Annotated in this window: 12 protein-coding genes; all 12 read left to right on the top strand. The window is 68.4% G+C overall.

Annotated elements, in window-relative coordinates; translation table 11 throughout:
* Positions 1 to 38 precede the first annotated feature (38 nt).
* The 12 genes from flhB to CR918_RS08090 all read left to right on the top strand — a co-directional run bounded on the left by flhB (position 39) and on the right by CR918_RS08090 (position 13555).
* Entirely contained in the window at positions 39 to 1169 is a 1131-nt protein-coding gene (flhB, locus tag CR918_RS08145) for a flagellar biosynthesis protein FlhB (RefSeq protein WP_033831035.1), read from the top strand.
* On the top strand, positions 1166 to 3268 hold the full coding sequence (gene flhA, locus CR918_RS08140) for a flagellar biosynthesis protein FlhA (protein ID WP_032974843.1): 2103 nt from the start codon (positions 1166 to 1168) through the stop codon (positions 3266 to 3268). The genes flhB and flhA overlap by 4 nt, the downstream gene beginning before the upstream one ends.
* Positions 3269 to 3413: 145 nt before the next feature.
* Positions 3414 to 5045 carry a flagellar biosynthesis GTPase FlhF gene (gene flhF, locus CR918_RS08135; RefSeq protein WP_099842425.1) on the top strand — a complete coding sequence of 544 codons (1632 nt, stop codon included), beginning with the start codon at positions 3414 to 3416 and terminating at the stop codon, positions 5043 to 5045.
* Entirely contained in the window at positions 5032 to 5919 is an 888-nt protein-coding gene (locus CR918_RS08130; RefSeq protein WP_025878980.1) for a MinD/ParA family ATP-binding protein, read from the top strand. The genes flhF and CR918_RS08130 overlap by 14 nt, the downstream gene beginning before the upstream one ends.
* Entirely contained in the window at positions 5916 to 6659 is a 744-nt protein-coding gene (locus CR918_RS08125) for an RNA polymerase sigma factor FliA (protein WP_025878979.1), read from the top strand. The genes CR918_RS08130 and CR918_RS08125 overlap by 4 nt, the downstream gene beginning before the upstream one ends.
* A gap of 19 nt (positions 6660 to 6678) precedes the next feature.
* Complete coding sequence (cheY, locus tag CR918_RS08120; protein ID WP_005413247.1) at positions 6679 to 7071, top strand: chemotaxis response regulator CheY; 393 nt, start codon at positions 6679 to 6681, stop codon at positions 7069 to 7071.
* Positions 7071 to 7676, top strand: coding sequence for a protein phosphatase CheZ (locus CR918_RS08115; protein WP_025878978.1), 606 nt, complete (start codon positions 7071 to 7073; stop codon positions 7674 to 7676). The genes cheY and CR918_RS08115 overlap by 1 nt, the downstream gene beginning before the upstream one ends.
* Before the next feature lie 2 nt (positions 7677 to 7678).
* The gene (locus tag CR918_RS08110; RefSeq protein ID WP_099842424.1) at positions 7679 to 9505 is read left to right on the top strand and encodes a chemotaxis protein CheA; all 1827 of its coding nucleotides are present in this window, start codon (positions 7679 to 7681) and stop codon (positions 9503 to 9505) included.
* Between the two features lie 146 nt (positions 9506 to 9651).
* Entirely contained in the window at positions 9652 to 10392 is a 741-nt protein-coding gene (locus CR918_RS08105; RefSeq protein WP_025878976.1) for a flagellar motor protein, read from the top strand.
* Between the two features lies 1 nt (position 10393).
* The gene (gene motD, locus CR918_RS08100; RefSeq protein ID WP_025878975.1) at positions 10394 to 11407 is read left to right on the top strand and encodes a flagellar motor protein MotD; all 1014 of its coding nucleotides are present in this window, start codon (positions 10394 to 10396) and stop codon (positions 11405 to 11407) included.
* Positions 11408 to 11411: 4 nt separating this feature from the next.
* Complete coding sequence (locus CR918_RS08095) at positions 11412 to 12194, top strand: ParA family protein (RefSeq protein WP_025878974.1); 783 nt, start codon at positions 11412 to 11414, stop codon at positions 12192 to 12194.
* On the top strand, positions 12191 to 13555 hold the full coding sequence (locus CR918_RS08090; RefSeq protein ID WP_099842423.1) for a chemotaxis protein CheW: 1365 nt from the start codon (positions 12191 to 12193) through the stop codon (positions 13553 to 13555). Before CR918_RS08095 ends, CR918_RS08090 begins: the two co-directional genes overlap by 4 nt.
* Positions 13556 to 13582 lie beyond the last annotated feature (27 nt).

The raw sequence follows: 13582 nt of genomic DNA, 5'->3' as shown, positions 1-13582 counted from the left end.
TTGCACGCACCCCGGCATCCCCTGCTGCAGTGCCTGTGATGTCCGAGAACGAATCCGCCGGCGAAAAAACCGAACAACCGACAGAAAAACGCCTGCGCGACGCCCGCGAACAGGGCAACCTGCCGCGCTCGCGTGAACTGGGCACGGCCGCCGTGTTCGGCGCCGGGGTGATCGCGGTAATGGCCATGAGCGGCTCGATGGCCAGCGGCGCCAGCGCCTGGATGCGCCATGCGCTCAGCCCCGAACAGAGCCTGCGCCAGCACCCGAAGGCGCTGTTCGGCCACTTCGGCGACCTGCTGCTGCAGCTGATGTGGGTGATCGCCCCGCTGGTGCTGGTCTGCCTGCTGGCCAGTTTCCTGGCGCCGGTGGTGATGGGCGGCCTGCGCTGGTCGGCCAAGGCGATGATGCCCGACATCAACCGCATGAACCCGATGAGCGGGCTCAAGCGCCTGTACGGCCCCGAAGCCATCGCCGAGTTCATCAAGTCGCTGCTGCGGGTAGCCTTCGTCGGCGTCGCCGCCGGCATGGTGGTCTGGACCAGCTTCAACACCCTGCGCGGGCTGATCCACCAGCCGCTGGAAACGGCCATCGGCGACGGCCTGGGCTTCACCCTGCGGCTGCTGCTGGCCACCGCCGGGGCGATGCTGGTGCTGGCCGCCATCGACGCGCCGTACCAGCGCTGGAACTGGATGCGCAAGCTGAAGATGACCCGCGAGGAGCTGCGCCGGGAGATGAAGGAAAGCGAAGGCAGCCCGGAAGTGAAGGGCCGCATCCGCCAGCTGCAGCAGCAGATGGCCAACCGCCGGATGATGGAGGCGGTCCCCACTGCCGACGTGGTGGTGGTCAACCCCACCCACTACGCGGTGGCCCTGAAGTACGAAGGCGGGGCCATGAACGCACCCACCGTGGTCGCCCTGGGCGTGGATGAAACGGCCCTGCGCATCCGTGAAGTGGCCGACGGCAACAAGGTCGCCATCGTCTCTGCCCCGCCTTTGGCACGCGCCTTGTATCGGGAAGGCCAACTCGGCAAGGAAATCCCCGTGAGACTGTATTCAGCCGTCGCCCAGGTCCTCTCTTACGTCTACCAGCTGCGCAGCTGGCGGACCGGCCCGATGCCGTCCACGCCGCACATCCAGGTTGATGAGTTCGGCAACGGGGGCCGTCCATGAGCGCCCAGGCATCCAGCTTCAATACCCGCCGCGCGCTTGAAATGATCCGCCAGGGCCTTGGCGCGCCGCTGATCGTGCTGGCCCTGCTGGCCATGGTCGTGGTGCCGCTGGCCGCGCCGGTGCTCGACGCACTGTTCACCTTCAACATCGCCATCTCGCTGATGGTGCTGCTGGCGGTGGTCTACGTGAAGCGCCCGCTGGACTTCACCATCTTCCCGATCGTGCTGCTGATCACCACCATGCTGCGGCTGGCGCTGAACGTGGCCTCCACCCGCGTGATCCTGCTCAACGGCCAGAACGGCCACGAAGCGGCCGGCAAGGTGATCGCCGCATTCGGTGAGTTCGTGATCGGCGGCAACTACGCCGTCGGCATCGTGGTGTTCGCGATCCTGACCATCATCAATTTCGTGGTCATCACCAAGGGCGCCGGCCGCGTCTCGGAAGTGACCGCGCGCTTCATCCTTGACGCCATGCCCGGCAAGCAGATGGCGATCGACGCCGACCTCAACGCCGGTTTGCTGACGCGCGAGGAAGCCAAGCTGCGCCGCGAGGAAGTACGCGAGGAAGCCGACTTCTACGGTGCGATGGACGGTGCCAGCAAGTTCATCCGCGGCGACGCGATCGCCGGCATCCTGATCCTGTTCATCAACATGCTGGGCGGCCTGGCCGTGGGCGTGCTGCAGCATGGCATGCCCTTCGGCGATGCCGCCGCCACCTACACCCTGCTGTCGATCGGTGACGGCCTGGTGGCGCAGCTGCCGGCGCTGCTGGTCTCCAGCGCGGTGGCGATGCTGGTTACCCGTGCCTCGCGCTCGCAGGACATGGCGCAGGCGATGACCGGCCAGGTGTTTGGCCAGTACCGTGCGCTGGCCATCACCGCCGGCATCCTCGGCGTGGTCGGCCTGGTGCCGGGCATGCCCAACGTCGCTTTCCTGACGCTGGCGGCCATCCTCGGCTTCATCGCCTGGAAGGTGTACCGCAAGGGCCTGGTGCCGGCGCAGGCCGACACCGCTGCAGGCGACGCCAACGCACTGAACGCGCTGGGCCGCCCCGCTGCCCCCGCACCCACCGCGGAACTGAGCTGGGACGAGCTGCGCCCGGTCGATCCGCTGGGCCTGGAAGTGGGCTATCGATTGATTTCGCTGGTGGACAGCAACCAGGGCGGCGAGCTGATGCCGCGCATCAAGGGCGTGCGCCGCAAGCTGACCCAGGACGTCGGCTTCCTGATTCCCTCGGTCCACATCCGCGACAACCTGGAACTGCCGGCCAACGGCTACCGGGTACTGGTGCATGGCGTGCCGGTGGCCACTGCCGAGATCCATCCCGACCGCGAACTGGCGCTGGACCCGGGCAGTGCCCTCGGTCCGCTGGAAGGCATCGCCGGCAAGGACCCGGCCTTCGGACTGGACGCGACCTGGATCCAGCCACACCAGCGCGCCCAGGCCGAAACCCTGGGCTATACCGTGGTCGACCCGGCCACGGTGGTGGCCACCCACCTTTCGCACCTGATCCGCGAGCACGCACCGGAACTGCTCGGCCACGAGGAAGTGCAGCACCTGCTGGCCAACCTGGCCAAGAGCGCGCCCAAGCTCGTCGAAGATCTGACGCCGAAGGCGCTGCCGCTGTCGGCGGTGGTGCGCGTGCTGCAGAACCTGCTGGTCGAGCGCATTCCGATCCGCCAGCTGCGCAAGATCGCCGAAGCACTGGTCGAACACGCCCCGCACAGCCAGGACCCGGCCACGCTGACCGCCGCCGTGCGCACCGCACTGGGCCGCTTCATCGTGCAGGAGATCGCCGGAATGTCGGCGGAGCTGCCGGTGTTCACCCTCAACCCGCAATTGGAACGTGTCTTGCAGGAGTCCACGCAGGGCAACGGCGCCGCGCTGGAACCCGGACTCGCTGAGCGACTGCACCAGAGCCTGGCCGAATGTGTCAGCAAGCAGGAAGCCCGCAACGAGCCCGCGGTGGTGCTGGTACCTGGCCCGGTGCGAGCCGCGCTGGCCCGCCTGGTCCGCCACAGCGTTCCGTCGCTGTCGGTCCTGGCCTACAGCGAGGTGCCGGAGGACAAGCGCCTGAAGCTGGTCGGAACGATCAGCTGACGCCGCCCTGCAACGCGCCAGAAAACAGACACCACTTTCAAACACCCGCAACAGACAGATTCCAAGGGGAACCCGAACCGTGCAGACCACCGACCATCCGCGTTCTCCGACCGCCACTCCGCCGACTTCGTCCCGTGACCACAGCATGAAAATCAAACGATTCGTCGCCGCCGACATGCGCTCGGCCATGAACCTGGTGCGCAAGGAACATGGTCCTGATGCCGTGATCCTGTCCAACCGCCGGATCGAGGAAGGCATCGAGATCGTGGCCGCCGCCAACTACGATGAGAGCGCCGTGCAGCGCGCCCTGGAAGCGTCGCGCCGCGACGTGGCACCGCCGCCCGCGCCGAAGCCGCGCAGCGCCGCCGACGCAGTGATCGCCGCAGTCACCCGCCGTCGCAGCAGCACCCCGGCACCGGAGCCGGTGGCCGCCACCACCTCGGCCGTCGCCGCCCTCGCCCGCGCCGCCGTCGGCGCTACCGGCCGCACCCTGGACAGCGCCGACGAGATAGTGCCGACGCGTGGCAGCACCGGCTTCGCCGCCACCCTGGCGCGCGCCGCCGTCAATGAATCGACGCTGCCGGAACAGATCTTCGCCCCGTTTGCCGACGCCATCGTGGCGCCCTCGCCCTCGCCCTCGCCTGCGGCAGCCGCGCCGGTGAACCGCGCCCGCTTCCAGATCGACCCGCCACTGGAAGACAGCGCGCAGCTGCCGGCAGTGACGCCGCCGCCGTTGCCGGTTGCCCTCCAGGCCACCACGGCACCCGAAGACCAAGCCTCACACGCGCAGGTTGCCGTGCAGCCGACCGAGGCTGCACCGGCACCGATGCCGGCGCTGGCGCCAGCACCTGCGCTGACCCTGGTCGCCGATGACGCCGAGATCCGCCACCTGCGCCAGGAAGTGGCCGGCATGCGCCAGGTGATCGAGCGCGAGATGAACCGCTTCACCGACGAGCGCCTGCGCGGCAGCCCGGTGCGTGCCACCGCGCTGGACCTGATGGACGAGTACGGCTTCGATGCCGGCATCGCCCGCGACGTGGCCATGCAGATCCCGCTGGAAACCGAAGCGCATCGCGGCCGCGGCCTGATGCTGGGGCTGATCTCGCGCAAGCTGCCGATCGCCCCGGTCGATCCGATGGAGGAAGGCGGCGTGATCGCCCTGGTCGGCCCGACCGGCGCCGGCAAGACCACCACCATCGCCAAGCTGGCCTCGCGCTTCGCCGAAGCCCATGCCGCCCGCGACGTCGCCCTGGTCACCACCGATACGATGCGCATCGGCGCCCGCGAACAGCTGTACGGCTACGGCCGCCAGCTCGGCATCGCCGTGCACGAGGCCAACAGCGGCACCGACCTGGACCAGCTGCTGGAACGCCTGAAGGACTACAAGCTGGTGCTGATCGACACCGCCGGCCTGGGCCCGCGCGACCGTGCGCTGGCCGCCCAGCTGCAGTGGCTGCGCGCCGCCCGCCAGGTCCGCACCCTGCTGGTACTGCCGGCCAACACCAGCTTCGGCGACATGGACGAGGTGGTCCGCCGCTTCGGCGCGGCCAACCTGCAGGGCCTGGTGCTGAGCAAGCTGGACGAGACCGGCCGCTTCGGCAACGCCCTGTCGGTGGCGGTGGACCACAAGCTGCCGATCACCTGGGTGACCGATGGCCAGGACGTCCCGGACGACCTGCACCGGGCCAGTGCAGCCAATCTTGTACTTCGCCTTGAAGATTTGCGCCGCGCGGCCGATATGCCCTGCAACCCGGAGTTGAACCATGCCGTCGCGTGAGTACGCCAAGCTGACCACCACCTTCCCGCTGACGGCGACCCGCAGCGAGCCGCTCGGCCCTGTGCGCACGATTGCCGTGACCGGCGGCAAGGGCGGCGTCGGCAAGACCAACGTATCGGCCAACCTGGCCGTGGCGCTTGCGGGAATGGGCAAACGCACCCTGTTGCTGGATGCCGACCTGGGCCTGGCCAACATCGACGTGATCCTGGGCCTGAGCCCCACCAACACCCTGGCCGACCTGGTCGCTGGCCGCTGCAGCCTGGATGACGTGATCATCGAAGGCCCGAACGGCGTGCTGGTGGTACCGGCTGCGTCCGGCCGCCGGCACATGGCCGAGCTGGCCCCGGCCGAGCATGTGGGCTTGGTCAACGTGTTCTCCGAGCTGGAGCGCGAGCTGGACATCATGGTGGTGGACACCGCCGCCGGCATCACCGATGGCGTGCTGACCTTCTGCCAGGCCGCGCAGGACACCGTGGTGGTGGTCTGTGATGAACCGGCCTCGATCACCGATGCCTATGCGCTGATCAAGGTGCTGTCGCGCGAACGTGGCGTGGACCGCATCCAGGTGGTGGCCAACATGGTGCGCGACCCCAACGAAGGCCGCGTGCTGTACGAGAAGCTGACCCGCGTCTGCGAGAAATTCCTCGCCGATGTCTCGCTGAACTACCTCGGCTGCGTGCCGCAGGACGACTGGCTGCGCCTGTCGGTGCAGCGCCAGCAGCCGGTGGTGAAAGCCTATCCGTCCAGCCCGTCGGCACTGGCGATCACCGAGATCGCCCGCCGCACCGCCCGCTGGCAGGCACCGACCGAGCCGCGCGGCGGCGTCGAGTTCTTCCTCGAACGCATCATCAAGCAGCGCGGGGTGGCAGCATGAAAGGCGCCGCCCAGTACAGAGAGGTCCAGCGCACGGCGGCCAACGAGGTCATCGCCCAGCACTCGGACCTGGTGCGGCGCATCGCCCACCATCTGGCGGCACGCCTGCCGGCCAGCGTTGAGGTGGACGACCTGATCCAGGCCGGCATGATGGGCCTGATTGAAGCCTCGCGCAGCTACGACGCCGACCAGGGTGCCTCGTTCGAGACCTACGCCTCGATCCGCATCCGCGGTTCGATGATCGATGAGATCCGTCGTGGCGACTGGGTACCGCGTTCGGTGCACCGCCGTGCACGTGACGCTGCGGCCACCATCCGCCGCCTGGAGCAGAGCACCGGCCGCGCCGCCAGTGCCACCGAAGTGGCCGCCGCGATGGAGATGCCGCTGCCCGAGTACCTGCGCCTGATGGAGGACGCCTCGCGCGGCCAGGTACTGAGCCTGGAGTCGCGCATTGAAGACCAGGGCGAGCTGGACACCGTCGCCCAGGGCGGCCCGACCCCGCAGCAGGTGCTGGAGCGCGGTGAATTCGGCCGCGAGCTGGGCAATGCCATCGGCCACCTGCCCGAGCGCGAACAGCTGGTGCTGTCGCTCTACTACGAGCAGGAACTGAACCTGAAAGAGATCGGCGCAGTGCTCGGCGTGAGCGAGTCGCGGGTCTGCCAGATCCACGGCCAGGCGGTCCTGCGCCTGCGTGGCCGACTGAAGATTTTCGAGGCGGCCGACGCCGGCCTCGAGAGCTGATCAACAAAGGAACTCTGCTTTGAACAAGAACATGCGCATCCTGATCGTCGACGATTTCTCGACCATGCGTCGTATCGTCAAGAACCTGCTGGGCGATCTGGGCTTCACCAATACCGCCGAAGCCGAGGACGGGCATGCCGCGCTGTCGCTGCTGCAGAGCCAGCCGTTCGACTTCGTGGTCACCGACTGGAACATGCCGGTGATGACCGGCATCGAACTGCTCAAAGCCATCCGTGCCGATGCCAAGCTGAAGACCCTGCCGGTGCTGATGGTGACTGCCGAAGCCAAGCGCGAGCAGATCATCGAAGCGGCGCAGAACGGCGTGAACGGTTACATCATCAAGCCGTTCACCGCACAGACGCTGGAAGAGAAGCTCGGCAAGATCTTCGAACGCCTGGCGGCCAGCGCTTGATGGATACCACGGTCGACAAGAGCGCCCTCGCCCTGCGCCTGCAGGAAGCCCTGGATGCACTGGAATCCGGCGACGAGGCGGCGTGGCGCCAGCGCATCGACGGCCTGGTCGCGCTGCGCACCCAGCCGATGATGAGCGGCCTTTCGCGGCTGGCCCGCGAGCTGGGCCAGGCGCTGGGCGAACTGCCGACCGTGCCCGATGAAGCCGGCGAGCTGGACGATGCCTGCGCGCGCCTGGACCACGTGGTGGCGATGACCGAACAGGCTACCCACCGCACCCTGGACCTGGCCGAAGAGTGCCGCAGCCTGACCGAACAGCTGCGCGCCGACGGCCTGCAGCCGGGCCAGGACGTGCAGCTCGACCGCATCCGCCACAACCTCACAGAGATCGCCCTGACCCAGAGCTACCAGGACCTGACCGGGCAGATCATCCGTCGCGTGGTGGGCATCGTCCGCCGCGTGCACGAAGGCTTCGGCGCGCTCGGCCTGCCGCCGGAACAGCATCGCACCGATCCGGAACTGGCTGGGCCGGCACTGAAGGGACTGGACCGCCATGCGGTCTCGCAGAACGACGCCGACGACCTGTTGTCGGATCTGGGGCTGTAACCATGGGCGCAGTAGCCGACGACATCACTGCCGATTTCATCATCGAGGCCCAGGAGATCCTGGATCGCCTCGGCGAACAGCTGGTGTCGCTGGAACAGGCACCGCAGGACAATGAACAGCTCAACGCGGTGTTCCGCGGCTACCACACGCTGAAGGGCGGCGCAGGTTTCCTCGGCATCACCGCAATGGTCGAGCTGTGCCACGCCGCCGAGGAAGCGCTGGGCGCCGCACGCGCCGGCCAGGCCGTCCTGCAGGCGCATCACTTCGATGCCGCCCAGCAGTCACTGGACTACCTGCAGTCGATGCTTGACGCGGTGTCTTCGGGCACCGAGCCGGGCTTTGCCCCGCCCGAACTGGTCGCCCAGTTCGACGTGCATGGCGGCGGCGCTGCCGCGCCTGCGGCCGCTGCGCCGGGTGCGGGCGGTGGCGACCTGATCACCGACGATGAATTCGAGGCCCTGCTCGACCAGTTGCATGGCGGCAAGGCGCCGACAACCGTGGCGGCGGCGAAGAAGGCCGACGACATGATCAGCGAGGACGAGTTCGAGGCATTGCTCGACCAGCTGCATGGCGGCGCCGCTCCGGGCAGCAACACCACCGCAGCGGCTGTTGCGGTACCGGCACCGCGACCGGCGCCCTCGCCGGCCCCGCCCGCTGCCAAGCCCGCACCCAACAAGCCTGTCGCCGAAGCCGAACACACCGTGCGCGTGGACACCAAGCGCCTGGACGCCATCGTCAACCTGATCGGCGAACTGGTGCTGTCACGAAACCGGTTGAAGACGCTGCGCGCGCGCCTGCGCGATGAAGAGCTGGACCGCGCCGTGTCCACGCTGGATATCGCCACCGCGCGCCTGCAGTCGGCGGTGATGCGCACCCGCATGCAGCCGGTCGGCAAGGTGTTCTCGCGCTTCCCGAAGGTGGCGCGCGACGTTGCGCGTTCGCTGAAGAAGGAAGTGGACCTGGAACTGATCGGCGCCGAAACCGAGCTCGACCGCAACCTGGTCGAAGCGTTGGCCGACCCGCTGGTGCACCTGGTCCGCAACGCCATCGACCATGGCGTGGAAATGCCGGACCTGCGCGAAGCGCAAGGCAAGCCGCGGATGGGCCACGTGCGCCTGTCGGCACAGCAGGAAGGCGACTACGTCAGCATCGAAGTGCAGGACGATGGCGCCGGCATCGATCCGGAAAAACTGCGCGCCAAGGCGCGCGAGAAGGGCCTGATTGATCCGGAAGCCGCCGCTCGCCTGAGCAGCGAGGAATGCCTGCACCTGGTGTTCCTGCCAGGGTTCTCGACCAAGCAGCAGGTCACCGACATTTCCGGCCGCGGCGTCGGCATGGACGTGGTGCAGTCGCGCATCCGCGAGCTGAGCGGGCAGATCCAGATCCAGTCGGAACTGGGCCGCGGCAGCCGTTTCATGATCCGCGTACCGCTGACCCTGGCGATCCTGCCGACCCTGCTGGTGCAGGCCGGCGAAGACGTCTACGCACTGCCGCTGGCCCGTGTGATGGAAGTGCTGCATGCGCCGCGCACCTCGCTGGGCTGGTTCGACGGCCGCGCCGTGCTCGACCGCCGCTCGCACACGCTGGCGCTGGTCGACCTGCGGCAATGGCTGGATGTGACGCCGGCCACCTCGCCCCTGCTGACCATCGTCGTGCTGCAGGCCGGTGAAGCACGCTTCGGGCTGGTGGTGGACCAGGTGCGCGGGCGTGAGGAAGTGGTCATCAAGCCACTGCCCAAGGCCCTGCGCGGCCTGCGTGGTTATGCCGGTGCAACCCTGATCGGCGATGGTCGCATGGCGCTGATCCTGGACGTGGACGGGCTGCGCTGAAGCCCGCCGGGCATGGCCCGGCGCTACCGGAAACGGCCCCGCAGGGTAGCGCCGGGCCATGCCCGGCGACCCGAAAACTGTGACTACCGTCTGTACACGACCTACCGGTGTCTCAAGTCCCATTCATACAAGCCGATACCGGACCCATGGATAGACTCAGCCTCATTGGACTTTTCCTCGCCCTGGCCTCGCTGGTCGGTGGCAGCATCCTCAAGGGCGCCGGCCTGGCGTCGTTGTGGTCGCCTGCGGCGTTCGTGATCGTCATCGTCGGCACCATCGCCGCCATCCTGCTGCACACCTCGCCAGCGGTGTTCAAGCACGCCTTCAAGATCGTGCGCTGGGTCGTGCGGCCGCCGCACAGCGACCGTCGTGAACTGATCCAGCAGATCGTGGAATGGAGCAACATCGCCCGCCGCCAGGGCCTGCTCGGCCTGGAATCGCAGGTGGAAGCGCAGCAGGACCCGTTCCTGCGCAAGGGCCTGCAGCTGCTGGTGGACGGCGTTGAACCCGAATCGATCCGGCACATGCTGGAGATCGAACTGGGCAGCCAGGAGCACCAGGACCAGGCCGCTGCCAAGGTGTTTGAAAGCATGGGCATCTATGCGCCCACGCTGGGCATCATCGGCGCCGTGCTCGGCCTGATCGCGGTAATGAAGAACCTCGCCGACCCGAGCAAGCTCGGCCATGGCATCGCCGCCGCGTTCACCGCCACCATCTACGGCATCGCCTCGGCCAACCTGCTGTTCCTGCCCATCGCCGCCAAGCTGAAGGGCGTGATCGCCCATTCCAGCCGCGACCGCGAAATGGTCATCGAAGGCCTGATCTCGATTGCCCAGGGCGAGAACCCGCGCAACATCGAAACCAACCTCTCCGGCTTCCTGCACTGACATGGCCCGCCGCAAGCACCACGAAGAGCACGCCAATCACGAGGCATGGGCCATCCCCTATGCCGACCTGATGACGCTGCTGCTCGCCTTCTTCGTGGTCATGTACGCGATCTCCTCGGTCAACGAGGGCAAGTACCGGATCATGGCCGACGCCCTCACCGATGCCTTCGGTGGTGCGCCGCGCACCATCAATCCGGTGCAGGTGGGCAACAAGCAGGTGCAGGGCGGCGGCTGGGACAGCCCGTCGGTGATCAAGTCCGGCACCAAGATCGGGCCGTCCGCGCCCGCGCCCTCGCACGACCCCACCCTGCTGCCGGCGATGGCCTCGCAGATGCGCATGCCGGTGTCGGTGCACAACCAGGAACAGATCGCGCGTGCCGAGCGCCAGCTCAACAGCATCGCCGACCGCCTGACCGCGGCGCTGGCGCCACTGATCGACCGCGGCATGATCAGCGTGCGCCGTACCGAACTGTGGATCGAAGTGGAGATCAACAGCGACATCCTGTTCCCGACCGGCTCGGCGGCGCTGGACGTGCATGCGCGCGACACCCTGGCCAGCCTGGCCGGCGTGCTGCGCGACGTGCCCAACAGCGTGCGCGTGGAAGGACACACCGACAACGTGCCGATCGCCACCGCCACCTTCCCGTCCAACTGGGAGCTGTCGGCCGGGCGCGCGGCCAGCGTGGTGCATCTGTTTGCCGACCAGGGGCTGCAGCCATCGCGGCTGGCGATGGTCGGCTACGGCCAGTTCCGCCCCCGCGAAGACAACGACAGCGCACAGGGCCGCAATCGCAACCGGCGGGTGATGGTCATCATCCTGGCCGACACCAGTCATTCGGTGGACCCGCTCGGCGAACGCCTGAATGCCGCCACCGGCGCTGCCCGCAGCGCCAGCGAACAGGCCGCCACCGCACCGGCCACCACCCCCACTTCCCCCATCGCACCGGTGCAGTTGCCACCGGTGCCGGCTGGCAGCCGCGTCGGCGCCGCCGTTCCCCCGGCAATGAAGGAGTAATCCGATGCGCATCTGGGCAGTCGCCAACCAGAAGGGCGGAGTCGGCAAGACCACCACCACCCTCGCCCTCGGTCGCGGCCTGGCCGCGCTCGGCCACCGCGTGCTGCTGATCGATCTCGATCCGCATGCCTCGCTGACCCGCGCCTTCGGCGTGCCGATCGAGCCGGCACCGGCCGGCGTGCTGGAGCTGTTCGGCGCACCGCCGGCCGACCTCTCCACGCTCAGCCATGCCAGCAACATCGGCGGACTCGATTACGTGTGCGCGCAGGCCTCGCTGGCCACGCTGGAACGACGCAGCGCCAACCAGCCTGGCCTCGGCCTGGCCCTGCAGAACGCGCTCGCCCGCCACCAGGGCCAGCACGACTACATCCTGCTGGACTGCGCACCGACCCTGGGCCTGCTGATGATCAATGCGCTGGCCGCGGCCGATCGCCTGATCATTCCCACCCAGGCCGAGCCGTTGGCCCTGCACGGCCTGGATGGCATGGTCCGCACCGGCGAGATGGTCGAGCGTTCGCGCCGCCGGCCGCTGCCGATCTCGATCCTGCCGACGCTGTTCGACCGCCGCACCCGCACCGGCAATGAATCGCTGCGCGCCATGCAGGACCGCCACGCGAGCCGCGTCTGGGAAGACGCGATTCCGATCGACACCCGCATCAGCAACGCGGCCGGCCTGACCCTGCCGAGCATCGGTGAGGACTACCCGGGACGCGGCCTGGCAGCCTATCGGCGTGCGTTGAACTGGATCCTCGGTGAGGACGCACGTGCCCTGGAGCAGGCGGCATGAACACCACCGGGATGCTGGACGACTATCTGGACGAGCTGCTCGGCGACATTGCCGTCGCACCGGTCGCCGCTGATGCCGCGCCACGCCCGACGAGCGCAGCAGCCGACGGCGAGCGCGAGCCGACCTGGGACGATCTGCCGGCCGAAGTGGTCTACGAAACCGACGCCTTCGCAGTGGCCCCGGCCAACGACGATGCTTCGCTCGAAGCCGCATTCGACGCGGCTGCCACGCCTGCGGCCGACACCGGGCGCGAGCCGACCTGGGACGATCTGCCGGCCGAAGTGATCTACGAAACCGACGCCGTCGCAGCGGCCCCGGCCAGCGACGACGTTTCGCTCGAGGCCGCCTTCGACGCTGCTGCCACGCCTGCGGCCGATACCGGGCGCGAGCCGACCTGGGACGATCTGCCGGCGGAGGTGATCTACGAAACCGACGCCGTCGCAGCCGCTCCGGCCAACGATGATGCGGCCTTGGAGGCTGCTTTCGACGCCGCCAACGTGCCTGCGGTCGACACAGAGCGCGAGCCCACCTGGGACGACCTGCCGGCCGAGGTCGTCCATGAAACCGCGTCGGTGGCCACTGCCGCTGTCGCACCGCCCGCGCCCGAACCCACCTGGGATGACCTGCCGGACGAAGTGATCTACGAAACCGACGCCGCCGACAGCCTGGCGCACACCGACAGCCCCGGATTGCAGGCCGCCTTCGAAGCCGCCGCCGACGGCGAAGTGGTTGCTGACATCGCTGCGCCGGCCATTGCCAAGGCCGCCGCGCGCCCCGCACCAGCAACGATGCCATCGATGACCCGCGCCGCTGTCGCACCGCCGCCGCAGTTCGCGGTGGACACCCCCTCCAGCAACCGCCCCGGTTCCTGGCAGGAGCTGCAGGCCCAGGCGCATCAGCCCGCCAGCAGCCCGCATCCGCAGAACCGCCGCGCCGGCGAACGCACGTCGCGTTGGCTGCGCCTGCGCTGTGGCACCCAGGCCTACGCGCTGGAACTGCTGAAGGTGCAGGAAGTGGTGCTGCCGGTGCCGTTGCTGCCACTGCGCGGCACTGCCCCGGAAATGCTCGGCATCATGAACCTGCGTGGCCAGGTGGTGCCGGTGATGGATCTCGGCCTGCACCTGGGTGCGGCCTCCGCCGAGGATGACGCGCAGACCCGCATCGTCGTGCTTGAGGAGAACGGCGAGACCCTGGGCCTGCGTGTGTCGGCCGTGGAGGACGTCGCCAACCTGACCGACTCGCAGATCGAACCACCCGATACCGCCCGCATCTGCCAGATCTCCAATGAACTGTTCCGTGGCGTGGCCCGCATCAGCCAGCGGCCGATGATCCTGCTCGACGCCACGCAGCTGCTGGGGTGAATCCGTGCTCTGAATCGGCGCTTCGCG

The sequence above is a fragment of the Stenotrophomonas indicatrix genome (genome assembly GCF_002750975.1).
GTDB lineage: Bacteria > Pseudomonadota > Gammaproteobacteria > Xanthomonadales > Xanthomonadaceae > Stenotrophomonas > Stenotrophomonas indicatrix.
This window is presented reverse-complemented; position numbering and strand designations above follow the sequence as displayed.